The sequence below is a fragment of the Synergistaceae bacterium genome, assembly GCA_017540085.1.
Lineage (GTDB): Bacteria > Synergistota > Synergistia > Synergistales > Aminobacteriaceae > JAFUXM01.
On sequence record JAFYBQ010000037.1, the window covers coordinates 97,867 to 123,717 of the forward strand.

23 protein-coding genes are annotated in these 25,851 nt (G+C 50.6%); 10 read left to right on the forward strand and 13 right to left on the reverse strand.

Features of this window, described 5'->3' with window-relative positions:
- Positions 1-45: 45 nt before the first annotated feature.
- Positions 46-2,136 (reverse strand): BACON domain-containing protein, encoded by a 2,091-nt coding sequence (locus tag IKQ95_09135; protein ID MBR4196858.1) that lies wholly within the window; start codon positions 2,134-2,136, stop codon positions 46-48.
- A 131-nt stretch (positions 2,137-2,267) separates the two neighbouring features.
- Here IKQ95_09135 and mgtE point away from each other — a divergent pair, with 131 nt between their 5' ends.
- Positions 2,268-3,620 (forward strand): magnesium transporter, encoded by a 1,353-nt coding sequence (gene mgtE, locus IKQ95_09140; GenBank protein ID MBR4196859.1) that lies wholly within the window; start codon positions 2,268-2,270, stop codon positions 3,618-3,620.
- A gap of 198 nt (positions 3,621-3,818) precedes the next feature.
- On the opposite strand, the gene IKQ95_09145 is transcribed toward mgtE, so the two are convergent.
- Genes IKQ95_09145 through IKQ95_09155 form a run of 3 tightly spaced genes read right to left on the reverse strand, consistent with a single transcriptional unit; the run spans position 3,819 to position 8,500 of the window.
- Complete coding sequence (locus IKQ95_09145) at positions 3,819-4,382, reverse strand: hypothetical protein (protein MBR4196860.1); 564 nt, start codon at positions 4,380-4,382, stop codon at positions 3,819-3,821.
- Between the two features lie 3 nt (positions 4,383-4,385).
- Positions 4,386-7,430 (reverse strand): DEAD/DEAH box helicase, encoded by a 3,045-nt coding sequence (locus tag IKQ95_09150; GenBank protein MBR4196861.1) that lies wholly within the window; start codon positions 7,428-7,430, stop codon positions 4,386-4,388.
- Between the two features lie 35 nt (positions 7,431-7,465).
- Positions 7,466-8,500 carry a glycosyltransferase gene (locus IKQ95_09155; GenBank protein ID MBR4196862.1) on the reverse strand — a complete coding sequence of 345 codons (1,035 nt, stop codon included), beginning with the start codon at positions 8,498-8,500 and terminating at the stop codon, positions 7,466-7,468.
- A gap of 17 nt (positions 8,501-8,517) precedes the next feature.
- On the opposite strand from IKQ95_09155, the gene IKQ95_09160 reads away from it, so the two are divergent.
- The 8 genes from IKQ95_09160 (at position 8,518) to IKQ95_09195 (ending at position 16,410) form a co-directional block, all read left to right on the forward strand.
- Entirely contained in the window at positions 8,518-9,450 is a 933-nt protein-coding gene (locus IKQ95_09160; GenBank protein MBR4196863.1) for an AAA family ATPase, read from the forward strand.
- Positions 9,451-9,564: 114 nt separating this feature from the next.
- Positions 9,565-10,428, forward strand: a complete 864-nt coding sequence (locus IKQ95_09165; protein ID MBR4196864.1) for an NAD(P)-dependent oxidoreductase — start codon at positions 9,565-9,567, stop codon at positions 10,426-10,428.
- A gap of 3 nt (positions 10,429-10,431) precedes the next feature.
- On the forward strand, positions 10,432-11,343 hold the full coding sequence (locus tag IKQ95_09170) for a D-alanine--D-alanine ligase (protein MBR4196865.1): 912 nt from the start codon (positions 10,432-10,434) through the stop codon (positions 11,341-11,343).
- Positions 11,344-11,464: 121 nt separating this feature from the next.
- Positions 11,465-12,640 (forward strand): NAD-dependent malic enzyme, encoded by a 1,176-nt coding sequence (locus tag IKQ95_09175; protein ID MBR4196866.1) that lies wholly within the window; start codon positions 11,465-11,467, stop codon positions 12,638-12,640.
- A 3-nt stretch (positions 12,641-12,643) separates the two neighbouring features.
- Complete coding sequence (locus tag IKQ95_09180) at positions 12,644-14,020, forward strand: 2-hydroxycarboxylate transporter family protein (GenBank protein MBR4196867.1); 1,377 nt, start codon at positions 12,644-12,646, stop codon at positions 14,018-14,020.
- 10 nt (positions 14,021-14,030) lie between these two features.
- Positions 14,031-14,864 carry a transporter substrate-binding domain-containing protein gene (locus IKQ95_09185; GenBank protein MBR4196868.1) on the forward strand — a complete coding sequence of 278 codons (834 nt, stop codon included), beginning with the start codon at positions 14,031-14,033 and terminating at the stop codon, positions 14,862-14,864.
- A gap of 3 nt (positions 14,865-14,867) precedes the next feature.
- Complete coding sequence (locus IKQ95_09190) at positions 14,868-15,476, forward strand: hypothetical protein (GenBank protein ID MBR4196869.1); 609 nt, start codon at positions 14,868-14,870, stop codon at positions 15,474-15,476.
- The gene (locus IKQ95_09195; GenBank protein ID MBR4196870.1) at positions 15,469-16,410 is read left to right on the forward strand and encodes an AEC family transporter; all 942 of its coding nucleotides are present in this window, start codon (positions 15,469-15,471) and stop codon (positions 16,408-16,410) included. The genes IKQ95_09190 and IKQ95_09195 overlap by 8 nt, the downstream gene beginning before the upstream one ends.
- A gap of 68 nt (positions 16,411-16,478) precedes the next feature.
- Here the strand turns inward: IKQ95_09195 and IKQ95_09200 are convergent, their stop codons facing one another.
- The 9 genes from IKQ95_09200 to IKQ95_09240 form a co-directional block, all read right to left on the reverse strand.
- Entirely contained in the window at positions 16,479-17,585 is a 1,107-nt protein-coding gene (locus IKQ95_09200) for a TRAP transporter substrate-binding protein (GenBank protein MBR4196871.1), read from the reverse strand.
- A 12-nt stretch (positions 17,586-17,597) separates the two neighbouring features.
- Positions 17,598-18,899 carry a TRAP transporter large permease gene (locus IKQ95_09205; GenBank protein MBR4196872.1) on the reverse strand — a complete coding sequence of 434 codons (1,302 nt, stop codon included), beginning with the start codon at positions 18,897-18,899 and terminating at the stop codon, positions 17,598-17,600.
- Positions 18,900-18,902: 3 nt separating this feature from the next.
- Entirely contained in the window at positions 18,903-19,475 is a 573-nt protein-coding gene (locus tag IKQ95_09210; GenBank protein MBR4196873.1) for a TRAP transporter small permease, read from the reverse strand.
- Between the two features lie 71 nt (positions 19,476-19,546).
- Complete coding sequence (locus IKQ95_09215; GenBank protein ID MBR4196874.1) at positions 19,547-20,473, reverse strand: hydroxymethylglutaryl-CoA lyase; 927 nt, start codon at positions 20,471-20,473, stop codon at positions 19,547-19,549.
- Positions 20,474-20,476: 3 nt separating this feature from the next.
- Positions 20,477-21,268 carry a type I 3-dehydroquinate dehydratase gene (gene aroD, locus IKQ95_09220; protein MBR4196875.1) on the reverse strand — a complete coding sequence of 264 codons (792 nt, stop codon included), beginning with the start codon at positions 21,266-21,268 and terminating at the stop codon, positions 20,477-20,479.
- A gap of 3 nt (positions 21,269-21,271) precedes the next feature.
- Positions 21,272-22,129: a sugar phosphate isomerase/epimerase gene (locus IKQ95_09225; protein ID MBR4196876.1), complete on the reverse strand. Its 858-nt coding sequence runs from the start codon at positions 22,127-22,129 to the stop codon at positions 21,272-21,274.
- A gap of 210 nt (positions 22,130-22,339) precedes the next feature.
- Positions 22,340-23,218 (reverse strand): shikimate dehydrogenase, encoded by an 879-nt coding sequence (locus IKQ95_09230; protein MBR4196877.1) that lies wholly within the window; start codon positions 23,216-23,218, stop codon positions 22,340-22,342.
- Positions 23,219-23,421: 203 nt separating this feature from the next.
- Positions 23,422-23,736: a hypothetical protein gene (locus IKQ95_09235; GenBank protein MBR4196878.1), complete on the reverse strand. Its 315-nt coding sequence runs from the start codon at positions 23,734-23,736 to the stop codon at positions 23,422-23,424.
- 21 nt (positions 23,737-23,757) lie between these two features.
- Positions 23,758-24,333 carry a TerD family protein gene (locus IKQ95_09240; GenBank protein MBR4196879.1) on the reverse strand — a complete coding sequence of 192 codons (576 nt, stop codon included), beginning with the start codon at positions 24,331-24,333 and terminating at the stop codon, positions 23,758-23,760.
- Positions 24,334-24,915: 582 nt separating this feature from the next.
- Between IKQ95_09240 and cysK the strand changes: the two genes are divergently transcribed.
- The gene (gene cysK / locus IKQ95_09245) at positions 24,916-25,848 is read left to right on the forward strand and encodes a cysteine synthase A (protein ID MBR4196880.1); all 933 of its coding nucleotides are present in this window, start codon (positions 24,916-24,918) and stop codon (positions 25,846-25,848) included.
- Positions 25,849-25,851 lie beyond the last annotated feature (3 nt).

Genomic DNA, 25,851 nt, shown 5'->3' on the forward strand with positions numbered 1-25,851 from the left:
AAAATGCCCCCGGAATTTTCCTCCGAGGGCATAAATTTTTCCCCGCTACCTGTTGCGCTGGCGAACCGTTATATCCACCTTGTCGCCCGTAACACTGTCCTTCACCGTGATTGTCGCCGAGCGCGACTTGTATGAGCTGCTGCTGTCATCGTACGGCTCAACCCACAGGAAGACCTCCTCCGGATCTGTCCCGGTGCCGGTGCCTGACTGCTGCTCCTCGCTTATCTGGCACCATGTCTGATTGCTCGTTATCGTGTAGGCATTGTTGCAGAGCATCTTGAACATTCCCTCGCCGCCGTTTTTCCCCGCGCTGAACGCCCTTTGCCCGACAAAAATCTGATTGGGTCGGCTCACATGGATTGTCTTGGGCGCGGTGATTTCCTTGTCGCAACGCGAAACCCACAGCGGACTTGATGAATCACCGTCGAACATTACGCTGTCGAAGCCCTGCCGAGTCTTAACTTCCACACTAACGTCAAGAGTGCTGTGCTTCACGGCAAAATCCTTCTTCACGCGCCATATCCATTCGCTTGAAAGTTTCGTCTGCACCGTCGAGGACTGAACGTAGGTCGGGTTGTCGGTGAAATCAGCCGCCCATTCCGCTGAGTTTCCGCCGCTCTTGTTGTAGAGATACCATTCTTTTGTCTCCCACGTCTGAGAATGCGAGTACGATACGCTGTTTGATGTCTCGTAAGACTGCGTAATCTCCCCGCCGATCTCGCCCGTAGGTGTCTCGCCGCTGAAACCCAGTTTTCCGCTGAGGGTATAGCTCGTTCCGAACGTCCCCGTGATTGTCGTTGTGATTCCGTCCGTAACGCTTCCGTTCCTGTTCACGGTCTGGGGGGCATTGTCGCGCAGTATTACATTGCTCGTGCTGGCTCCGGGAACATAGGCTTTTATGCCGAACGTCCTCGTGTAGCCCCAGTTCGCATACCATCTTTGATCGCTGTACGGCTGATACTGCTTGAAATTTTTGGGAGTGGTGTAGGCGTTTGACTTGAAGAGGTAATAGTCATCCCCATCGGAATAATTGTGCGCTGTGTAGACCGTGAAGGAAAATCCCGCGTCATAGTTTATGTCGATTCTATTGGGATATGTGTGGCCAAACTGAGTGTACATATACTCGTTGCTGTTTAGAGCCTCATCATAATGAGAAAAAGGATGAAGCGCGTTCGGATCTTCTCCGGGAGTAATCGCTTGAGCTTTATAAAGAGGCTGATATTTCTTCTGGAAATATCCCGCGTCGCCGTCAAAATTCTGTGATGACATGTCGAGGAAATTCGCTGAACTGTCCGCCGCCGCCCTGAACTGATACATTGCCGCAACTGCCCCCGCGTCAAGCTCCGCCGCCCTCTTGTCGAGAAGAGCCGTCCACTTTATGAAGTTCACGTAACGCCGGGACTGGAACAGGTATTCCTGCCTCATGTCGGTATCGTCTGAGGCCGCCGAAACATTCACCGCGAAATCACCGCCGCTGCTCACGGAGGAAGACTCATCGCCGCTGGAAATAATGTCGGTTATCTGTGCAAGAAGAAGTGCTTTGCTTCCCTGCACCTCATACGCGAAATAGTGATCCGCCGAAACCCCGCGCCGTTTTGCGACCGCGTAAATTTCCGGGTACAGGCTATCGTCCTCCGACTCTGTCATTGGGTAAATAGGACTCTCGCCTAACGCCTCGTAAAGTTTGTTGATGTTCGCGGGTGTCGGGAAATACAGCGCAATGACATCGCCCGACTCGTAATCCGCCGAGAGTTTCGCGCCGAGACTTGAGATTGATTCCGCCGCCGAAGCTGCCCCGGATTTTCTCACCGCTGAGGCACTTGAGAGTCCGCCGTCAAGATATATAGCGTCATCCGACAGTATCATGACAAAATGAATGTCCGGGCCTTTGAACGTTTCCGGGTCAATGCCTTCCGCGATGAGTTCCTGCTCAAGCTCTGAGACTACCTGCTCAAATTCCGCCGAGTCAAAAATTTCTGACATGTTCGGGAGCTGTGTTGTTGAGGTGTCGCCCTGCGAGGTGTTGCCGCCAAGCTGAACGAGTCCGCCGCTTGAGCCTCCGCACCCGCCCGCCATGACAGCGGTGAAAAGAAGAACGAGTGCGACAATTAACGCATAAAACTTTTTCGTGGTCATTGTGGAATGATTCCTTCTTTCTGTGAAAAGGTGTACGCGATTATACTTTATTTTTTTTTGAAAACAAACGCCCGCAATCCCGCCGCGTGATAAAATTCTTTGCTGATACTACACAGGAGGTGCAAGAATCCATGCCCGAAATCACAGAGACACTCGAAAAAATAAAATCCCTCGCCGAAGCAAAGAACATACGCGAACTCAGAGCCATAACAGAAGACATGAATGACGCAGACATAGCCGACACCCTCGAACAGTTAGAGCCTGAGTCACGCATTGTGCTTTTCCGGGCGTTAAGCAGGGACATGGCCGCGGAGGTTTTCGCGCACCTTATCCCCGACACAAAGGAAGCACTTGTATCACAGCTCACAGCCCCCGAATTAGGGCATATTGTCGATGAGTTATTCCTCGATGACGCGGCTGACCTAGTAGAGGAACTGCCCGCCGATGTCGTGAACCGAATACTCGCCAATGCAAGCCCCGAAACACGCCGGGGGATAAATCAGCTATTGCAGTATCAGGAAGACTCAGCCGGAAGCATAATGACGACAGAATATATTTCCCTGCGCCCTGATATGAACGTTGAGGAGGCCTTCAGGCACATTCGGGAAGTGGGAACGGACAAAGAGACTCTCTATACCTGCTACGTTACTGACCCGAAAGGAATACTAATCGGAGTCGTTACGGTGCGTACAATGCTGTTATCGCAATACGCTGACAAGATCGGCGACATTATGACCGACTCGAACCTAATCACCGTCAACACAAACGACGACCGCGAGAAAGTTACGGAGATATTCCAGAAATATGACTTTATGGCCGTACCTGTTGTTGACTCTCTGAATCACCTTGTCGGGATTGTAACGGTTGATGACGCTATGGAGGTCTTAGAGGAGGAAAGCACAGAGGACTTTCACAAGATGGCGGCCATGCTGCCGATGGATGAGCCGTATTTGTCGATGGGAATCTGGGAGCTTGCGAAAAAGCGCGTGATATGGCTGATGGTGCTGATGATTTCGGCGACTCTCTCCGGGTCAATCCTGAATCACTATCAATCCGTATTCGCGGCTCTTCCTGCGCTGATTGCGTCAATCCCAATGCTAATGGATACGGGCGGTAATGCCGGGTCTCAGTCGTCAACGCTCGTGATTCGCGGGATTGCTGTCGGAGAATTGAAGCTCCGGGACGCATTCACTGTCCTGTTCAAGGAGATTCGAGTCAGTCTGATAGTGGGCGGGGGACTCGCGTTCGTCAATTTCTTCTACAAGTACGCGATGAGCGGGGATTGGCTTTTGTCGCTGACGGTGGGAATAAGTCTTTTTGCGACGGTGATATTCGCTCAGACTGTCGGGGGAATGCTGCCGTTAATCGCAAAGGCACTCGGATTTGACCCTGCATTGATGGCCGCGCCGATTGTTACGACGATTGTTGACGCGGGAAGCCTGACGATGTATTTTGCGGTTGCCAGCCACATTATGACCGTGTGAAAATAGCCCCCTCCGCGACCCCGTTGCCCCCTCCGTCCTTCGGACACCTCCCCCCTGCCAAGGGGGGATTTAGAGGGGTGATTTCTCCGCGACCCCTCCGCCTTTCAGGCACCTCCCCTTTCGCAGGGGAGGCAGGAGTCCCCGGCGAGTCTCTCGTCCGCCTTGCTAAGGGGGGATTTAGGGGGGTAAGATTTTCTCTCAGCTCATACAGCGGTCTAATATTATTTCCTTCACACGCGCAACCGTGTAATCAAGCCCGCCAGAAGTATCAAGCGTTACAGTCCGCGCCATCAGTCCCAGTTCATATAAACAGTCATCTATCTTTTCGCCGACTCTCGAATGAAAGTCAACTGCCCACGCTTTATTGTCGCTGAATGTCTTTGTCCGCTCGTGCATTTGTTCGGGAGTCGTCAGCAGCTTTATCCCCCATGCACGGTCGATTAATGGAGATGTACGCATTAACGCAGAAAGCCGCCGGAAACTTTTCGGGTTACGGACTGCCACATACGCCAAATTTCCCGGGTGCCACGTCTCAGAAATCGACACGCCCGGAAGATTGGCGAAATTCATATCCCGCTCAAGCTCCATTTTCGTCAATTCAACCTCGAAAGCCTCATCGCGCTTATCCGGGATTCCCTTGTCCCTGTAGAATATTTCCTTGCCGATCTCGTAACCGCACCCCGTTATGATGTTGTCCCGCTCTAATGCGCGGAGAATGCTCGTTTTCCCGCTGGCGTGAGGCCCGCAGATGAACATGAACATGAATCAATCCTCCTGTGTGAATTTGATGTTGCGCCCTAATGACTTTAGATATTTTCTCACACGTTCTTGGTGAGCAGGAATTTCACCGCCGGAATATTTTACTGTTACTGTACCTTTCCTCACGCTGACTTCCCGAATCCCGTAACGCCCCCCGAAATTCTTTGCCGCCGTCAAGCCCACAAGGTATTTCACCTCAGAAGGCACCGCCCCGAACCTGTCGGCCATCTCATCACATAATGCGTCAATCTCATCAAGACCAAGCGCGTTAATGAGTCTGCGGTAAAGCGTGATCCTCACATCGTCCTGCGGTATGTAGCTCTCAGGAATGAACCCGCCGCCGCGGTCGGAAATTATTTCGGGCTTGGGTGATTCTGTCTTGCCCCTGAGCTTGTCTAGTTCACGTTCCAACATGCTGTAGAACAAACTGTAGCTGCTGATTCGCGTGTTGCCGTGCTGAATTGTCCCGCCTGCCTCGCCTCCCCCGCGTATGTCCAAATCCCGCCGGGCAATCTCGTAGCCTGAGCCTAATTCCGTCATTGTCGCAATCGCTTCGAGACGGTCTAACGTGTCCTGATTGAGAGTCGATTTCTCCGGGTAAAAGAAGTAAGCGAATGCCTTTTCCCCTCTTCTGCCGACTCTCCCGCGTAACTGGTACATTTGCGCGAGTCCAAGCTCTTCCGCGTTGTCGATGATGATGGTATTTGCTCGGCCTACGTCAAGCCCGCTTTCGATTATCGTTGTGGCTACGAGGATGTCTATTTTGCCGTCGTAAAACTCAAGCATTGTTGACTCTAATTCTTTCTCGTTCATTTGGCCGTGAGCGAATTTTATTACAGCGTCCGGGAAAAACGCCCCTAACATTCGCATGTATTCCGGGATTCTCGCTATCTTCCCTGAGAGAAAGTACACCTGCCCCCCGCGGTTAAGCTCGAATGTTATTGCCCGGCGGATCGTTCCCGCGCTGAATTTCCCGGTGTATGTCGTAATCGGCAGGCGGTCTTCAGGAGGAGTCGACAGAACAGAAATACTACGCAGGCCGCGTAACGCCATCTCCAATGTACGCGGAATAGGAGTCGCAGAAAGACTCAGGACATCCGCCTTCCCGTAAGACATTTTCAGGGACTCCTTGTGCATTACGCCGAACCGATGTTCCTCATCAATAATCAGCAGTCCAAGCGCACGGAACTTCACGCCCTTCTGCAATAATTTATGTGTGCCGATGAGAATATCAATTTTCCCTTCTTCTGTTGACTTGAGGACTTCACGCGCCTGTTTCGCCGTAATGAAACGCGACAAGAGTCCGACATTCACGGGGAAGCCCGACAATCTCGACTGAAACGCGGAGTAATGCTGCTGTGCAAGTATCGTAGTCGGCACAAGAACGCACACCTGAAACCCGGCCATGACTACGCGGAATGCCGCCCGCAATGCTACTTCAGTCTTCCCGAATCCGACATCACCGACAAGGAGTCTATCCATCGGAAAATTTGATGACAGGTCGGACATAATATCGTCAACCGCTTTGAGCTGGTCTGCTGTCTCGTTGAACGTGAACGCCCGCACAAAATCATCATATGCGCTGTCATTCGGGGCGTAGGGGGGACGGCGTTCAAGCTCGCGTTTCGCGAATATCTCCATCAGGATTTTTGCTTCCTTCTCGGCCTGCTCCTGCGTCTTCTGGAGTCGGTGCTTCCACGTTTTTCCCTTCAGCGTGTCAAGTTTCGCCGACTCTGACTCGTGCTCGTTGAGTCCCGTCAATTTCTCCGACTGCGTTACAGGTATCAATAGCCGCTGATCGTCAGCAAACTCAATCACGAGAACATCAAGAGGAACCCCGGAAGCGTCAATAGTCTCAATCCCCCGGAAGATTCCTGTCCCGTAATCCTCATGAATCACTAGCTGACCCGGCGACAATTTCCCGCCCTCGCTCCAATCATCGGGGGTATGCCGCTGAGTGAGTGAGACTCCCGCGTTAATGCCGGATAATTCGCGCTCAGATATGAAGGCTCTTTTTGCTGACTTGTCTGTGAACCCCGCCGACAATTTTCCCTCATGTATCGTATACGGCAGTTTCTGAAACACCGGGTTGTCCGTGAATATCTCTATGCTGTAGCCGTTCGCCGACAGACTTTCGCAGAGAGTGAGAATCTTTTCGGGACTCCCCCTAAATGCCGGAAGTGAGTCGGTCATAAATTCAGCGTCAGATTTCACGGGGTCATTTGTGATTCTTACGACTGGGAATCTTGCGAGCTTTGCGAAAATGTCGGGCCATTCCTCCACAATGTAGCCTGCTTTCACCGAGTCGAAAACCTCGCGCCAAAGCCATATGAATGACTCGGCCTGTGATTCAGTTTTCGCGGGGTCATTGATGGCTATCATCGTGTCAGCTGGAATCATGTCAGCCGTAAAACTCCTTACAGCCTGCGTGATTCCGTGAAGGGTTATTTCGTCGAGGGACATTAATTCGGAGCTTGATTTCTGCGTGTCAGGGTGGAAGCCGCCAATCCGCTCTAATTCATCGTCTAGGAACTCAAACCGCAACGGCAGCGCGTACGCCGGATCGTAGACATCAATAATATACCCTCTCTGCGCGAACTGTCCCGGCATCCATACGAGGCTTGAAGGGTTGTAGCCTGAAGAGATTAGCCAGTCTTTGAGGGACTCAGCGTCAAAGGGGAGTGATTTTGCGACCCGGTAATCCATCGCCCCGACAAGGCACGAGGCCATTAACGCGCCGGGGGAAGCCGAGATTACGCCGTCTGACTCCGCCCATCTCCTGAGAATTTCTCCGCGCTCCAACAACAGCGGGCGAACGCTTCCGGGCTGAGGGGTAAGCGGCATTTCAGGCAGGAGGAAAATATTTGCGCCGGGGTGAAGAGTCCTGAAATCCTGCGCGAATGTTGCGGCCTGAGTCGAGTCGGGGAATATGGCGAGGGTGTGAGCTTTTGACGGGGTTAGCCAGGCTCTTGCGGAAATTCCTGCGCGTTCGAGGATTGTTTTGTTACGCAGGGAGGGAGTCAATGATTTTTTTGCGGGACGGGTTATCACGTGAGTATTTCCCCTTTTTGCCGATTATATCACGGCTAATCACGGAGCTTTATTGCGGCGTAAATGTCTGACAGGGCATTGCGGAATGTCTGATAGTATCTCAGGTTCAGCAGGACAAACACGGCGATGATTACGGGATTGCGTCCCTCAAGAATCTTTTTGCGGCGTGAAAGGAAGTGTATCATTCTGCGGAGTGCCTTCCGATTATGTTCGGGGATTGCGAGTCCGTCAGAAGCGTCAAGAAATTTCCGGCACATTTCCGCGTCAATGTCAGCGTTCTTTACGCGCTGTGAGATATTCGGGGGAGTCCGCCTGAATTGGTTTGTGGCGTTGCTGTCATGCCTCCTGTAAAGCACAAGCTGACGGCACATCAGATACAGCCCATCGGCGACAATGGCATACTTCCACAGCATAGAGTCGTGCAGCCTCGTGTCAATGTCCATCACGCTGAAACGGTCAATGATTTCACGCCTGAAGCAGAATGTGCAGCCCGGCCGCAAATTTCCGAGCCAGTAATCTTTGAGCCTCAGCGGGATAATTTCGCCGTCATCGCGGGCAAGATTCTTCACGTAGGAATGCGCTATCTTTTCGCTGTCCCTGAAGGGGATATAGTTCGAGGCAAGAAGGAGTATCGCCGGATTGTCATTCATGGCCGCAGCCATCGCTGAAATTTTGTCCGGCATCCATATGTCGTCCTGATCGCACGTGAAAACGTAATCCCCCGTTGCATGTCTCAGAGCCTCGCGGAAATTTCTGCTGACACCGAGATTTTTGGCGTTTCGGTAAACTGTCCACCCGTGAAGGCTCCTGTCATCGATATATTTCCGGCAGAAGTCAAATGTACCGTCATCAGAAAAATCATCAGCGATAATAACCTCATCGGGCTTCAATATCTGCTCATAGATTGAGTCTAACTGTTCGCGCAGAAACTTCACGCCGTTGTACGCGGCAATGACGACTGAAATACGCCGATTCATTTCGTGTAATGCGCCAGTCCTTTCGTGATTGATATTGAGAGATGATAACATAATTTTTCTGCGTAACGTCTGTGCTATAATCCGTAAATCCAAAACTTACGGAGAACATCATGAAAACAGTCTCAGTAATCAACATCAAAGGCGGAGTCGGGAAAACGACTCTCACTGCCAATCTTGGAGCGTACGCGGGCTCACAGGGGAAAAAAGTCCTGATGATAGATTTAGACTCGCAGGCAAGTCTGACATTCAGCTTCATTGACCCGGAATATTGGCGCGTGAAATATGCCGACACAATGACAATCAAAAATTTCTTTGACCCTATAATCAATTTTGCTGATGAAATTCCGTCCTTGTCATCGCTTGCAATACCGATAAATTTCGGCAACATGTTTCTTTCAGGCAATGAGACTCTTCACCTCGTAAGCTCACATCTTGAGATTATGAATATTGATATGTATCTGGCAAGTTCTGTGAATGTTCAGGCGGATTTGATTCGCGCTTCTACTTATCTCAAAACATACAGCCATATACGCCGCTCCCTGAAGAATGAAGCCGGAAATTATGACTTAGTTCTCATAGACTGCCCGCCAAGTTTCGGAGCCTCCGTAATGAATGCCATTGCCGCAAGCGATTATTACATTATCCCGGCAAAACTCGATTACTTGTCATCACTCGGAGTAAACAGCCTCGAAAACTATATCAGCAATTTCATGAAAGAATATAACAGGCTGACAGATGTACTCAAAGACTCACGGTACACTCACATTAACGCCGGCGTTCTCGGAATCGTTCCCATGATGGTAAATATACAGAAGGGCGATGAGATGATAGACGCCCAGGAAGAATATCTGCGTGAGTTTTCCGGCAAGGGCTATCACATATTCCAGTTTGTCAGGAACAACGGCACATTATTCGGCCCTTCACCCAAAGAAGGAGTCCCGGCAGTATTGACCCGCCCAAAATTTTTCACGCCGACCGCCCGCAAAATAGTCCGCGAGCTTCAGACATTAGGCGCGGAATTTCTTTCACTCGCAGGAATATAACGCTCTCAAAATTAGGTCTGTATATCCTCGTCCTGTCATAAAATCCTTCCCGCTGTGATATTATCTGTAAAATAAATCCGATTATAGCATTCACTGAAGGAGGTTATCACGGCCATGAAGAATATTGCCTTTATCGGTGCCGGGAGAATGGGAAAGCCTATGATCCGCAACCTAATCAAGCTGGGCTTCTCTGTTGACGTTTACGCCCGCTCAATCATGAAGGTTTACGACATAATCAGCAGCGGCGCAAAATATCACAGCTCTGTTTACGACTGTGCGAAAGATTCTGACGTGGCAATAACTATGCTGGGAGTCCCGAAAGATGTCGAGGAAGTATATTTTTCCTCCGGCGGATTACTCGACAGCATGAAGAAAGATACATACCTAATCGACATGACAACGGCGAGTCCCTCGCTGGCGAAAATGATTCATGACGAGGCCGAAAAAAGGGGGCTTCACTTTCTTGACGCTCCTGTTACGGGAGGCGTGAGCGGCGCAAAGAACGCTTCACTCTCGATAATGGCCGGGGGCGATGAGGAAGACTACAACGCCTGCCTGCCTCTTTTCCGGGCAATGGGTACGAACATAAACTACATGGGCGGGCCGGGAATGGGTCAGCACACAAAGTTAGCGAATCAAATAATCGTTGCCGGGACAATCGCGGGAGTGTGCGAGGCTATGACATATGCCCGTGCGGAAGGACTCGACATGCCGAAATTCCTGCGGGCAGTCTCAACGGGCGGGGCAAGCTCGAAACAGTTGGAGGGAGCCGGGCCGAAAATATTAGACCGCGATTTTACGCCGGGTTTCTCGGTAAAACATTTCGTGAAAGATTTGCTTCTTGCGGTTGACGAGGCCGGAAAAGAGAATCTGAATCTTGATGTCCTTCTTACTGTAATGAGCCACTACAAACAGCTTGATGATGACGGATTCGGCGAGAACGGGACTCAGGTGCTAATCAAATATTACGGAGGCTAATACATGAAACGTGTTGCGGTTTTGTGCGGAGGAGACAGCCGGGAGCGTGAAGTCTCTTTGCGGAGCGGGAAAGCTGTTGCTGACGCTCTGAATGAGGCGGGATTCTACGCGGACATGATCGACCTTCTGAGGCTTGAAGAGGCTGACAGGGTGAAGGGTTACGACGGGGCATTTATCGCCATGCACGGCGACTGGGGCGAGGACGGGCGGTTACAGGCGAGACTCTCGGAGATGGGAATACCGTATACAGGCTCAGACCCTCACGCTTGTGCGCTGGCTATGGACAAATGGGAGGCTCAGAAAATTTTTGCGAGTGCTGGAATCCCCGTCCCGAAATCTGTATTTCTCCCGAAAAATTATGATGACGTTGTGCGGGAAATTGGCCGGAATATTGTCGTAAAGCCCTGCGCGGGAGGCTCAACGGTCGGAGTCTCAATCATTCCCGAACTGACTCCGCAGAATCTCAATGACGCTGTGAGTCTCGCCCGTGAAAGTTACGCCGGGGAAGTCATAGCTGAGGAATATATCCCCGGCCATGAGATAACGTGCGCTGTTTGGGAGAACAACGGAGTAACAGAAGCATTGCCCGTGATAGAGATTAAGCCGCATGAAGGCTACTACGATTACGCGAACAAATACACGAAAGGAGCGACAGAATATATTTGTCCCGCTGAAATTGACGATGAGACCGCGAAACGAATCGGCGATTACGCGGTGAAGGCTCATAACGCGCTGGGCTGTCGTGCATACAGCCGGGCGGATTTCAGATTGTCGCCTGAAGGTGAAGCATATATACTTGAGGTGAACACAGCCCCCGGAATGACAGCAACAAGCCTCGTACCCAAAGCGGCAAAAGCAAGAGGCATAAGCATGGCCGAATTTGTGAAAGCAATAATGAACATGGCCAAAATTTAGCAATACTTGATATAATTACGTCATCGCACAAAAATTTTCACACAAAAATATTTTTACCCTTCAGGAATCAACGGTAAATTTTGCCGTGATTAATATATATTTTGAGGAGGATAAAATTTTCATGGACTACGCAGCAGAATCACTCAGGCTTCACGAGCAGTGGAAGGGAAAAATTGAGGTCATCGCCACAGTTCCCGTCAAGACAAAAGAAGATCTTTCCCTTGCCTACACGCCGGGCGTTGCTGAACCCTGCCTCGCGATTCAGAAAGACGTAAACAAGAGCTACGATTTGACACGCCGTCATAATCTCTGCCTTGTCGTAACGGACGGAAGCGCAGTACTCGGACTCGGCGACATCGGCCCGGAAGCAGGTATGCCCGTCATGGAGGGAAAATGCGTTCTCTTCAAGTCGTTCGGAGGCGTTGACGCTTTCCCCCTGTGCGTGAAAACGAAAGACGTTGACGAGTTTGTCGAGACCGTCTACAACATTTCAGGCTCATTCGGCGGGATTAATCTTGAGGACATAGCCGCGCCCCGGTGCTTTGAGATTGAGCGAAAGTTGAAGGAGAAGTGCGACATTCCGATTTTCCACGACGACCAGCACGGGACAGCCGTTATCACTCTCGCGGGACTCATCAACGCGCTTAAAGTTGTGGGAAAAGACATCGGCAAAATCAAAGTAGCCGTAAACGGAGCAGGAGCCGCCGCAATCGCAATCACAAAATTACTCATCTCAGCAGGACTCAAGAACGTAACACTTTGCGACCGTACAGGAATCGTCTACAAGGGACGCGAGAAGGGCATGAACTGGATAAAGTCCGAGATGGCCGAAATCACTAACCCTGAAGGACTCAAAGGCTCACTCTCTGACGCAATGAAGGGCGCGGATGTCTTCATCGGTGTGTCAGCACCCAACAGCGTAACTCAAGACATGGTGCGCTCAATGGCAAAAGACCCGATAATCTTCGCATGTGCCAACCCGACTCCCGAAATTTTCCCCGACGACGCAAAAGCAGCAGGGGCGGCGGTAATCTCAACAGGAAGAAGCGACTTCCCGAATCAGATTAACAACGTTCTTGCATTCCCCGGAATTTTCAGAGGAACATTTGACGTAAGAGCCAGCGACATCAACGAGGCCATGAAGGTTGCGGCTTCACACGCTCTTGCGGATCTTGTCGAACCCGAAAAGCTCGGCCCGGATTACATCATTCCGGCGGCGTTCGATCCGAGAGTCGGCCCGGCAGTGTCAAAAGCTGTTGCAGAGGCCGCGAGAAAATCAGGTGTAGCGAGGTTATAGCACATGGAAGAATACAGAGGCTTCAAGATTTTCGCGCTCCCTCCGAAATATTTTGCGCTGTTCGCGGTTGTCGTATTGCTGGCGGCAATGTTGGGAGTCCTTCCGGCGGGCATGGCCGGATGTTTCGCGTTCATGATTGTCTGCGGGGCTATCCTGCAGGAAATCGGCGACAATCTACCAATCGTAAATACATTCTTGGGCGGCGGCCCTGTCGTGATAATTTTCGGCATGGGATTCCTGCGCTACATGAACTTTTTCGGCGTGTTCGATGTAATTTCCGGCTTAATCGGTAAGACTGGCTTCACAAAAATTTTGATGACGAACATTGATACGTTCTTCAAGCCTGCCGGGGCATTTCTCGATTTCTACATAGCGGCGTTAATCACAGGCTCAATTCTCGGAATGAACCGCAAACTTCTCGTGAAAGCGGCGGCGCGTTACTTCCCGGCAATTTTCGGAGCTATTGCGTTATCGTTCGGGCTTGTGGCACTTGCAGGACATTTCAGCGGATTCGGCGTTGTGAAAGCTGTCCTCCTTATCGCGCTTCCCATAATGGGCGGCGGAATGGGAGCAGGAGCAGTACCCCTCAGCAAAATTTTTGAGTCTTCCGGCACAATGACCGCTGAAGAGGCTATCTCAATCATGAATCCTGCTGTCGCTATCGGAAATGCTACATCAATCGTTCTTGCGGGAATCCTCGTGAAAGTCCTCGCGGGAAAATTCTTCAACGGACAAGGCTCACTCATGAAGACCGGCGCGAATGATGACCCGGCAGAATACGAAATTTCACCCGAAATGCAAGCCAAGCGCGACAAAGTTACAGTAACGAATCTCGGAATCGGTCTCCTTGTCGCAACAACATTCTTTGCATGGGGCTACATTGTTGCGGGAATATGGATTAAGTTAGTACCTGCGGTGAATATTCATGCTTACGCGTGGATGATTATCACGGTCGCTCTGTGCAAAGTCTTCAACGTACTTCCCGAATTTATAGAGGTATGCTGCTATCAGTGGTTCCAGTTCGTAATGAAGAATCTCACGTCAATGCTTATGGTTGGAATCGGACTGTGCTACTTGAGTCTTGACGTGGTAATCAGCAGCTTCAGCATGATGTATTTATTGATGTGCTTCCTTGCGTGCATAGGGGCGTTTGTCGGAGCGGGTCTCATTGGCGCGATGGTCGGCTTCTATCCTGTCGAGGCGGGAATCACTGCGGGGCTTTGCATGTCGAACATGGGCGGAACGGGTGATGTTGCTGTGTTGTCGGCGGCTCACCGCATGGAGCTAATGCCGTTCGCGCAGATCTCCTCACGTCTTGGAGGCGCAATAATCCTCATCATTGGCTCGTTAATGCTTTCGACTCTTGGCAGCATGTTATAGGGGTGATTGTATGAAGAAGTTACTGCTTGCGTTTTTGATTGCGGGAATTTTCGCGGGTTCTGCGTTCGGCGTTGGCATGAGAATGGGAGCTTTGACACAGCAGAATATGAGCGCGGAAGAGTTCGCAGAGTTCATAAAATCCCAGGAGAGAAATTTTTTCGGCTGGAAGATTATGAACACGAATCACAGACTCGATGACACATTCACATATTTTGACTCCCTAACGTCTATGATTATGGCTCTTCATTCCGGGAAAATTGACGAGGCCGCCCTCCCTGAGCCTGTCGCCGAATATGTCAGGACAACGGACGCTGGAGTCGAAATTTCCTGCGCGCTTCATTCGAGAACGACTCACCTTGCGTTAGGCTTCAGGAGCGATGACGGCGGGCAGAGGCTCTGCGACATGGTAAACAGTGCTTTAGAGGCCATGAAGTCAGACCGCAGACTCAGCATACTCACGTCAAAATATCTTCGCCGCTCAGGCACAACACTCCCGGCGGCTGAGTCGTTCGCGAGTTTTCCCGGAGCTGAAACGGTGAAAGTTGCTGTTACGGGAGATTTGCCCCCGCTCGACATGATTGCGCCTGACGGAAGGCCGATAGGGTATAACACCGCTGTATTGTCGGAAATCGGCAGGAGAATGGGAGTCAACATTGAGCTTGTGAACATTGACTCAGGAGCGAGAACAAGCGCGTTAATGTCCGGGAGAGTCGATGCTGTTTTCTGGTATCAGGTCTGGGAAGGAGTCGAGAAACAGCCCGACGCGCCCGCAGGAGTCCTTCTCTCTGAGCCTTATTACGAGTGGGATACGCTCCTTCACTTGAGGCACTATGTGAGGGACTAATGAATGTCCTGCCTTCAGTGCAAGAATGATTCGCCTGACGCAATAAAATTCCGTTTGCTTGAAGTTCACACGTTACACATCAGGGACTTTGACGGCGAGAAAATTATTCAGGCATTAGGCGAGTTTCAAGACTACGAAATTTGTACGGCCTGCGCTCTTAGGGGGGCGCGGGTTTTTCTTTATCCGGCAAAATTGATACTGCGGAAATGTTTTCCGTTCGTGATTCTGTTGCTTGCGGGAATGATTCTGAGTCTTCTGCTGACTGTTAATGACTCATGGCCGGGACTTGAGGGAATTTTTGCGGTGAAAGCTATCGGGCCTCTTTCTGTTGTTGTGGGATTGTCGGGAATTTTTGCGAATGTCCGGGAGATTCTGAGAGTCCGCGAGTCCGTCAGCAAAATGAATCATGACGAGGCTTTGAGATTTTCGGCGTATAGTCTCGTGCTGAAGAACGCCCCGAAAAAGTATCAGGACAACGACATAACATATATCCCCGTCAGCAAAGAGAGTCAAAACATGACCCCTTCACAGCTTGCGGAGAAATACAATCTTCTTTCAGCAATCGCAGTTAAAGCACATAAACTTATACAGGAGGAAAAAATTTATGAGTGAGAGTTTTCTTGCGGCGTTAAGGGTAGTATGCCCGATGATTATATTGATGGTAATCGGCTGGCTTTGCCGGGTAAAAGGAGTAATCTCGCGCCCGGCCATGAAAGAATATGACAGGCTGATATTCCGTATCTTTATGCCGTTATTGCTGTTCAAGAATATATACGAGATGGATTTCTCCGGGGGCTTTGCGTTGAAGGAGATGATGTTCACGGGGATATGCCTGCTGATTCTGTTTGCGTTCTGCCTCCGCTTTCCGTCAAGACTCACGGCTGACCCTCGGAAGTCTTCCGTAATAGGGCAGGCGGTCGTGAGGGGGAACTATATCATATTCGGCGTGGTAGTCTCAGAGGCTCTATACGGCGAGGGCAATATAGGCATGGTAATAATGATGAGCATGTTAGTTGTGCCGATGGTAAATATATTCTCGGCGGTGCTTCTTGAGGCTGGGCGGTCAGGAAAATCGAGTCCGGCAAAATTATTCCTGGCTGTGCTGAAGAATCCCATGATAATCGGGGCGATATTCGCGTTTGCCTTCAAGGGGCTTGGCATAACGATACCAGCAATATTATGGTCAGTGATACGGAGCATAGCGAACTCAACAACGACAATCAGCTTCATATCGCTGGGAGTCGGTCTCGACATGGCGGACGCTGTTGCGGACAGGAGGCTTCTTGCGTGGGGTGTAATAATGCGGATGATAGTGCTTCCGGGAATCGTGATACCTCTGGCGGTGCTTACGGGGTTCAGGGGCCAGAGCCTCTGCGCGATGATGGTAACATTCGCGGCACCCTCTGCGGTTGCGTCATACCCTATGGCGGTTGCGATGGGTGCTGACGGTCAGTTAGCGGGTCAGTTAGTTTGTGCGACAACAATACTTTCTGTGCTGACTATATTTCTGTGGACGTTCGCGTTCAAGAGCATGGGAATGATGTGATTATCGCACAAAAAAATCCCGGCCATGACTCAATCACAGCCGGGAAAATTTATTGTCTTCCCTGAAGATTATTCCGCCGGAGCGGGCGCAGGGGTTTCCGCCGGAGCAGGTGCCGGGGCTTTCTGCGCGTTGTCGATTGCTGTTGCGGGCTTTGGCTTTGAGGCTTCTGCGACTTCTTCGAGGCTCTTCTCAAGAACAGTAGCGAGTCCGTTCGTTGCGTTGTCGATTCTCTTGTAGAGGTCTCTCACTCCCTGAATCGCTAACACATCGCTGAAGAATGAATTATCGTACTCAATCAGCTTCATTCCGCCTTTTACGAGGATTGCCTTGTTGCTCTTGTCGATCTCCTCAAGTTTCGGGCGCATTTCCTGCAATGCTTCAGCTACTGCCTTGTCGAGGACTGCTTTATGTTCGGGCTTGAGTGCCTTATAGATTTTGTCGTTGATGCAGATCTGATTGCAGTAGAGAATGTGATTCGTGCAGGCTAGGAATTTCTGTACTTCCTCAAAGTGCGCGCCCACGCATGTGTCTGCGGCGTTCTCCTGAGCATTAACAGTACCGCTCTGAAGTGAGAAGTAAAGCTCGCCCCATGCTAACGGTGTAGGCTCCGCGCCGATTGCCGTCCAGAAGTCCATGTGATTCTTGTTCTCCATCGTACGAATCTGAAGTTTTGCGAAATCCGTCAATGTCTCCAAATCTTTATTGGCCGTCGCGAGTCTGTATGTTGCGTTCTGCATGAAGCCGAGAAGGTGAAGCCCGGCTTTTTCGTAAGCCGCTGACATTTTGCGGTGGAACTCTGAGTCGCCGTTCAAAACTTTGTCGATCGTATCGCCGTCATATCTCGCAAATACCATCGGCAAGTCAAAAACTGCCATCTCAGGAATGAATGACACTATCGGGGCTGTCTGGCATACTGTGATAGCGATATACCCCTTCTGAGCCTGACGGAGCAAATCAGCGTCCCCGCCTAATTCGCCGTTCGGGAAATAGTCAATGACGAGTCCGCAGTTCGCAGCCTTCACTTTCGCTTGAATGAGCTGTGCAAATACCTGGCCTGCCGCGCCTTTCGCTGTAGTGTCGGCGGTAACAAGCCACGTTTCATCAAATTCTGACGCTCCGAAAGCGCATGAGCCGAGCGCAAGAACTAACATAAGGGCAACGATAAATTTTCTCATGATTCACCCCTCCTAATATGCAAGCCACGTGCTTATCTCAGGAATGTAGACAATCAGCGCCAATGAAAGCAAGAATGCCACGATAAACGGGAAAGCCCTCTTTGCGACATCCATCGGCTGATCCTGAGAGATATTTCCGGCCACAAACAAATCGAGTCCGAACGGAGGAGTCGCAAGCCCTATCGACAAGCAGCACACAAGGACAACGCCGAAATGTACCTCATCAACTCCGAGCATTTTCACAGCAGGAAGCAGGACGGGTGCGAGAATGATAATCGCCGGGCCTGTGTCCATAATCATGCCGAGAATCAAGAAGATTATTGTGCATATCGTGAGTACTGATGTCGAGCTGTGGAAGTTTGTGAGAATGAAATCCTGCACCGCTGATGTTGCATGTGTGAGCGACAGAACGCGCCCGAATGCCGTTGCGAATGCGAGAATGAATGCGAGTCCGCCGTAAGTTTTCACCGAGCTTGTGAGAAACGCAGGAAGAGCCGAGAAGCTGATTGTCCGCTCAATGAAGAGACATACAATAATCGCGTAGAAGACCGAGACGACAGCCGCTTCCGTCGGTGTGAAGAATCCCGAATAAATACCGCCGAGAATGATTAACGGACACATTAACGCCCAGAAAGAATCCTTCAGCAGGGGCATGAATCCGTTTGCGCTGATTTCGTCAAGCCTTTTCTGTGTCTTCTCGTTAATCTCCGCTTTGTTGTCTTTGTTCGTAGCGCAGTAGAAAACAGCATAGGCCATGAGGAACAATCCGATTAATATTCCGGGAAATACACCGCCCAAGAATAATTTTCCGGTTGAAACGCCCGTAGCCAGTGAGTAAAGGACGAAAGGGATCGACGGCGGAATGATGACTCCGAGCCCGCCCGCAACCGCGATTAATCCCGCCGCCCATGTCTTGTTGTAGCCAAGATCTACCATGAACGGAATGCACATTGCACCAACTGCCGCCGTTGTTGCAGGGCCTGAACCTGAAATAGCACCGTAGAACAAACACGTCAAAACTACCGCGCAGGGTACGCCGCCCGTGAATCTTCCGACAAAATACGAGAAGAAGTTAAAGAGCTTCTTTGAGATTCCGCCCTCGGCCATGATAACGCCGCCGAGAATGAACAGGGGAACCGCAAGAATCGGTGTTGAGTTTGCGCCGGATAATGTGTTGTCGACAATCTGAGGAATGACTCCGCCGCGTGCCATCATGAGAATGGGAGCGACTGAGCCGAGAATCATACTTACCCCGATAGGTATCGAGAGTACTATTGCTACGAGAAATACTACGAATACGAGTAACGCCGCCATTGATTACTTCGCCCCCTCTGACTTTGCAGCCGCTTCAAGTTCGGCCTTTGCGTCAAGCTGTGTCTGCTCAAGAGTCGTAAGCTCCCTCTCGTTAAACTTGCTGAGATGGATAAAGAACATCTGAACCGATCTGAGAGTCGCCAGGCAGAACCCGAAAAGCCCTACCGCGTACAGCCACCACATAGGCCAGTTCATAGCCGGGGAAGTCTCAGCTTTCGCGCCTTCAAGCATTTCACCCTTAGCCCATTTGAGGCACTCTATGCAGTGATACGCAAGAAGAGCCATGCACACGCCTACGATTACATCAACGCATAAATTTATGACCTTGCGGACTTTTTCGGGGAGAAGGTCAATCACGACATTGACGCGGAGCATGTTTGCTTTTCTGACTGTGTAGGGAAGGGAGATAAATACGCTCATTATCCACATGAAGCGCGAGAACTCCTCAGCCCACGTAAGCGACGGCAGAAACGGAATCTTTCTGACGATAACCTGAAGCATCATGACACATGCAATCAGTATCAGAAATATGACCATTAAGCACTCTTCAAAATGCTCATCAAGCCATTTGAACATGTGTTAAATCCTCCTGACTGTGAAAAAATTAAACAACCCCCCGCAAACCTCACAGGGGGAAATTTCCTGAATTACTCCGACTGAGACGCGATTAAATCCTTTGACCGTCCTGCCCTCAGCACGTAGCTGTCTAAATCATGGCCGACAATCTCGCGAATCTTCCGGGACATTTCCATTACTTTAAGCACATCAACGCCCGTAGCAATTCCCATCTCATCAAGCATATTGATTACGTCCTCTGATGAGATATTGCCAGCCGCGCCGGGGACGAAAGGACATCCGCCGAGTCCGCCGAATGAAGCATCAAAGCGAGTCATTCCCGCCTGCATTGCCGCAAGAATATTCGCCATTGCCGCGCCTCTCGTGTTGTGGAAGTGAAGCCACCATGAAGCCTGCGGATATTTTTCCCGTACGTGCTTGCAGAGATCGTAGACCTGATTCGGGACTGCCTGCCCTGAAGCGTCAGACAGCGAAATTTCGTCAATTCCGACCTTCAGATAGGCTTCTATTATCGCGTCAACGTCTTCAACGGGAGTCCTGCCTTCCCACGGGGACGCATACGGCATTGAGATTGAGCCGGATATAGCTATGTGATTCTCGTTGGCCATCTTCACGCAGTCAGCAAAACCCGCAACGCTTTCCTCCGGGGTGCGGTTAAGGTTCTTGAGATTGTGCATACGGCTTGCGGAAACATTGAGCTTCACTTTCTTGCAGCCGCAATCTATAGCCCGCTGTACTCCGCGTGTGTTGGGAATGAGGGCGCGCAGTTCAACATCTGCAGGAATCTCGCCTATACGCTTGAATATCTCGTCAGTGTCGGCCATCTGAGGGACTCTTTTCGGGTGCATGAATGAGCCTACCTCGATAACCTTATATCCCGCGTCAATGAAGCCCCGCAGGATTTCGAGCTTCTGCTCTGTGTTCGGGTAAACTTTCTCATTCTGTACGCCGTCGCGCAGACCGACTTCACATATTGTTACTTTTTCGGGTAAATTCATCGCCTATGCACCTGCCTGTGCGTTATGTATTCTCGTGAGCATGTCTTTCAGCTCGCCGACCTGAATTTGACCGGGTGCGCTCACCTGACCTGCCGCCCCGAATGTCATACATGAGCCGGATAATTCACACGCAACACGGCTCATCATTCCGAGAGGCCCCATCGAGATTGTGAGATAGGGACGGTCAGTAACATTCCCGAACTCAACGGACGCGGCAATCACGGCTAATACGTCCTCTTTTGACTTGGGCATTACGGCGGCTTTCGGGATGTCTGCTCCTGCTCCCTGCTGATGTCTGAGAGTCGTTACAATCTCGTTTGCATGTGGAGTCGCCGAGAAATTATGACGCGAACCGACAACGAGACAGCCTGCTTTGTGAATCTCGTCAACAAGTTTTGCAGAATAATTTGACGCGGGCGCGTTCCAGTCCGTAATGTTCCAGAACATTTCAACGTCAACCAAATCCGCGTCTCCGCTCTGAGCTACAGCCTTGTTTGCTGCCTGATAGTCTGAAAATGTCGGTGCAACTTCTCCGCCTTCAGGTTTCGTGCGAATCGTGAAAAGTATCGGCGTATCCTTCAGCACTCCGCGTAATTCTTTGAGGGTCTCCAAAAGTTTCGGCGTGTTGAACAAATCCTCGTAGAAATCCGCTCTCCACTCTACCAAGTCAGCAGGAAGCCGTGTAATTTCGTCGGCCTTTGCGAGAATGTCAGCTTTTGTTTTTGCGACAATAGGGACGATTGTTTTCGGGACACCTGCGCCGAGTTCAACGCCCCGGATTGTGATTGCCTTCATGATTTAGTCGATACCGTTGGCGGCAAAATACTTCTTTGCCACATCGAGGCACTGTTTTGCGTGTCCAGCAACGCCGCGGGCTTTAATCTCAGCGAGATTCGGAAGCTCAATCGACAGCGGGATGTTGGGCATTGCCTTTACCATGTCAGCTATTGCCATTGCGCCTTCGCCCGGATACATTCTGCCTTCACGCGCCGTAAAGAGCATGAGGTCATCTTTGATGTTGTCGAGTACGGGGTCTCCGTTGGGCATGTCATCGGAGGGCTTTCCTGCGGGGCCGTCGCAGAGGTGAATGAAGCGGAAATATTTTCGCGGAGTCCTCGCAAGCTCTGAGCCAGTTACGCCTGCCCTGCCTGCGTGAAGTGTGTCGACCATCACGAAAACGTTATCCCTGTACAAGTCATCGATGAGGGAAATATCTTCCTGAAGGTTACGGACACCTGCCCAGGGAAGGAACTCAATGTTGAACATGAGTCCGAACTCTTTTGCCATGTCGGCGACTTTTCCGGCGGTCTCTGTGTACCATTTGCGGTCGCGTGTCCACACTGAGCCAAGTACGTCCGTTGCGCCTAATTTCGCGGCGGCCTCGAATGCGGGCTTGTACTCGTTGATGTCGAGGTCTTTGCGGATTCGTGCAAGCTCAATGTCCATCAGCGGCATGTCGTATTCTTTGAGGGCGGCTTTGATGTCGGCGAAAAGTTTCGGGTCATCCTGCGGGAGGAATGAAGGCTCGCCGGGAAGGTGCATAGGAATTGTGCGGAGGCTCACATAGTCATAGCCTGCTTCTTTTGCGATTTTGATCTGATCCATCGGATTTGTGCCGGGGATTGTGAGGTAAGCCAGTGAAAATTTACGTGCCATTTGTGAAACTCGTTCTCCTTTCAATGTAAATAAATTTTGCGACCCCATCCGCGACCCCTCCGGCCTTCGGCCACCTCCCCTTTCGCAGGGGAGGCAAGAACACGGGCGAGTCCCTCGTCCCCCCTGCCAAGGGGGGAGGGAGCGACAGCGGAAGGGGGGTAGAATCCCCTGCCAAAGGGCTAGAAAGCGATAGCGGAAGGGGGGTAGACCTTACTTTCCTTCTTTTTCCTTCATGATTGTCTCAAGAGTCTGGCGCATTACGTCAAGCGGCACAGCCTGCCCGCCCGTCCACAACTGAATCTGCCGCAGTCCCTGATACAATGACATTCCGAGTCCGTTAATCGTTGTGCAGCCTACTTCAGCGGCTTCTTTGAGGAAACGTGTTGTAGCGGGATTATATGTCGCGTCAAAGCAAATGTGCGACGGCTTGAGGAATTTTTTGTCAACGCAGGTATATTCCTCTTTGCCCTTCATGCCGAGTCCCGAAAGGTTGAGGATAATATCTGTCTCATCGAGAGCCTTCTTGATTCCGGCCTCGTCAGCTGCTCTTACGGGTACGCAGACTCCGGGGTAGAACTTGTTGATTTCCTCGCTGAGAGTCTCGCATTTCTCTGAACGTGAAGAGATGTAGATTTTCTTTGCGCCCTCGTTGGCAAGCTCAAGGCAAACGCTCCTGCCTGTGCCGCCCGCGCCGAATGAGAACATAACTTTGTCTTTGATGACGCAGCCGTGCTCTTTGATGTCGCGCAGTGCTCCGTAGCCGTCTGTGTTGTAGCCGATGAGCTTTCCTGATTCTGTTTTGACGACTGTGTTCGAGCTTCCGATTTTCTTGCAGAGGGGATCTAAATCGTCGAGGTACTGCATTACGGCTTCTTTGTTGGGCTTTGTTACGGCGCAGCCGAGAAACGTGGGCATGTAGCGTATACCGTCAATGATTTCCTTCAAGTGCGTGCTGTCTGCCTCGCAGTAGCAGTACACCATGTTGAACCCTGCCGCCTGATACGCTGAGTTCTGCATTCTTGCGGCGAATGACTGACTCAGAGGCGTTCCGATAAGTGCGATAAGTCTGCTGTTAATATCAATCTGCATACTATTAACGCTCCTGACATATGAAATTTTGTTGAGAAATTTGTGATTGAACGTGATAATTTTATTCACACCGCGCAAAGAATGCAAACATAATTTTACTGGTATCGAAAAATTTTTGTGAAGGGTAAAAAAAATTACCCCCGGTGTTTTTTGCCGGGAGCGTAATTTTTTCATTAGTATGTTTCTTATTGTGTACGCTGAAATTATTTCTGTGTAGCTAACCCATATGCGATTACTGTTATAGCAGCACCAGCAACATGACCTGCAACCGCTGTAACACGCTCTCCTACAGGAGTAGCACCGATACTGGCACCCACGATAGCAGCTCCCCCTATAATAGGTAATGCAAGACCGCCAGTGAAGAAAACCGCAGCAGCACCCAACAGACCACCGACTACACCGCCCACTGCCGTATCTCTGACAGCCTCTCCCCACGTCCTAGCGAGCGCAGGCTCAACGACCGCAAACATCATGACGCACACGACCAACAGCGCAACAACTTTTGACTTCTTCAACATGATTATTCCTCCTCTCAAAACTTAACGCCTGACCCCGTAAGTCTGACACAGCGCACTCAATCCGCCCTTGAACCCGGAGCCGATCGCATTGAACTTCCATTCCCCCGAATGACGGTACAATTCTCCGACAACAACAGCAGTCTCAACCGAGAAATCCTCGCCCAAGTCATAGCGGATTAACTCTTTGCCGTTTGAGTCATCTGCTATGCGTATGAATGCGTTTGAGACCTGGCCGAAATTCTGCCGACGTTCTTCCGCCTGGTATATCGTTACTGTGAATACTGCCTTGTCGATATTGCCGGGAATCTTGCTGAGGTCGATTCGTATCTGCTCATCATCGCCTTCACCTTCACCCGTCAAATTATCGCCCATGTGAATCACCGCGCCGGAATTGTGCTTCAAGTTCCTGTAGTACACAAAATCGTTGTCCGCTGTTACTTTGCCGTCAGCACCCAGAAGAAACACAGACGCGTCAAGGTCAAACGCCGAACCGCCATCATATTTGTTGACATCCCAGCCGAGTCCGACAAGAATTTTTGACAGCCCCGGATTCCCTTTCGTGAGGTCAACTTTTTGCCCTTTGAGTAAATTTACCATACTGAAATATGCCTCCTTTGTTTTATTTGTTTGAACAACTGATGATATATACTGTCCGTTTCATTCCTCCTTTCAATGTACAAAACGTTGCGCCAAACAGCTCCAACTTCACGAAGAAACTACCCGGCGCAAGAGTAAAAGCACACAACTAATAATCATCTACCTTGCGCTATGCTATAATAACCGCAGGACAAGATACGATTAAATGAGTCTCAGCTCACATTAATTGAGTGCTGAAAACATAAATTGATGAAATAGATTATAGCACAGAAAATTTCTTGTCCTTGTTTTTTATGTCTTCATTTCATAATTTCACCGCAATAATTTATCCCAAGAGCTGAAATTCTGTAGTTGATTCCGATTCTCTTTCGTGGCATAATTACCCGCAACAATTTTCCCAAGAGGTGAAACAGTATGCGTAATCACAGAATCACTATCAGCATTCTTGAGGCCGTATGCTGTTGTCGTCCCTTCACATTCTAACTTCGCGCAAGTAAGTTCCATTTTCACACACAAATTTTTCGTTCACGCCTGAGATTTAGCCAGGCAATTATCACATTAACACAAAAGGAGTCGTGTACCATGTCAGGAGTCTATACTTCAGTCGATCAGCTTATAGGACATACTCCGCTGCTTGAGCTTGTGAGAATTGAGAGGCATTTTTCCCTTCACGCAAAAATCCTCGCCAAGCTCGAATACTTCAACCCCGCCGGAAGCGTCAAAGACAGAGTCGCAAAATCAATTCTCGATGACGCAGAGTCAGACGGCAGACTTACCCCCGAAAGCGTCATAATCGAACCCACAAGCGGAAATACAGGTATCGGGCTGGCCTCAGTCGCCGCGACAAGGGGCTACCGTGTCATTATCGTAATGCCCGAAACAATGTCCGTTGAACGCCGCAAAATCATGAAGGCTTACGGAGCGGAATTAGTTTTGACGGAAGGCAAAGCCGGCATGATGGGCGCAATCAAGAGAGCCTCGGAAATTGCTGACGAGACTCCCGGCTCATTCATTGCGGGGCAGTTCGTCAACCCGTCAAACCCGAAAATTCACCGTCTCACTACAGGCCCGGAAATCTGGCAGGATACAGGCGGGAATGTCGACATACTCATTTCAGGAGTCGGCACCGGGGGGACTCTCACGGGAACAGGCGAATATCTCCGCTCAGTCAAGCCCGGCATAGAGATTATCGCCGTAGAGCCGTCCGGGTCTCCTGTTCTTTCGTCAGGGCGAAAAGGAAGCCACAAGATTCAGGGAATAGGCGCGGGATTCGTTCCTGAAGTCCTCAACACAAGACTGTATGACGAGATTATTACCGTTGACGACTCTGACGCAATCAACGCCGCAAAACTTACGGGAAAATTTGAGGGCTTCCTCGCGGGAATATCATCGGGAGCCGCGCTTCATGCCGCGATTGAAGTCGCAAAACGCCCCGAAAATGACGGAAAGAACATCGCGGTTATCCTCCCTGATTCGGGCGAAAAATATTTGTCGACAGAATTATTTGCGGACTAGCTC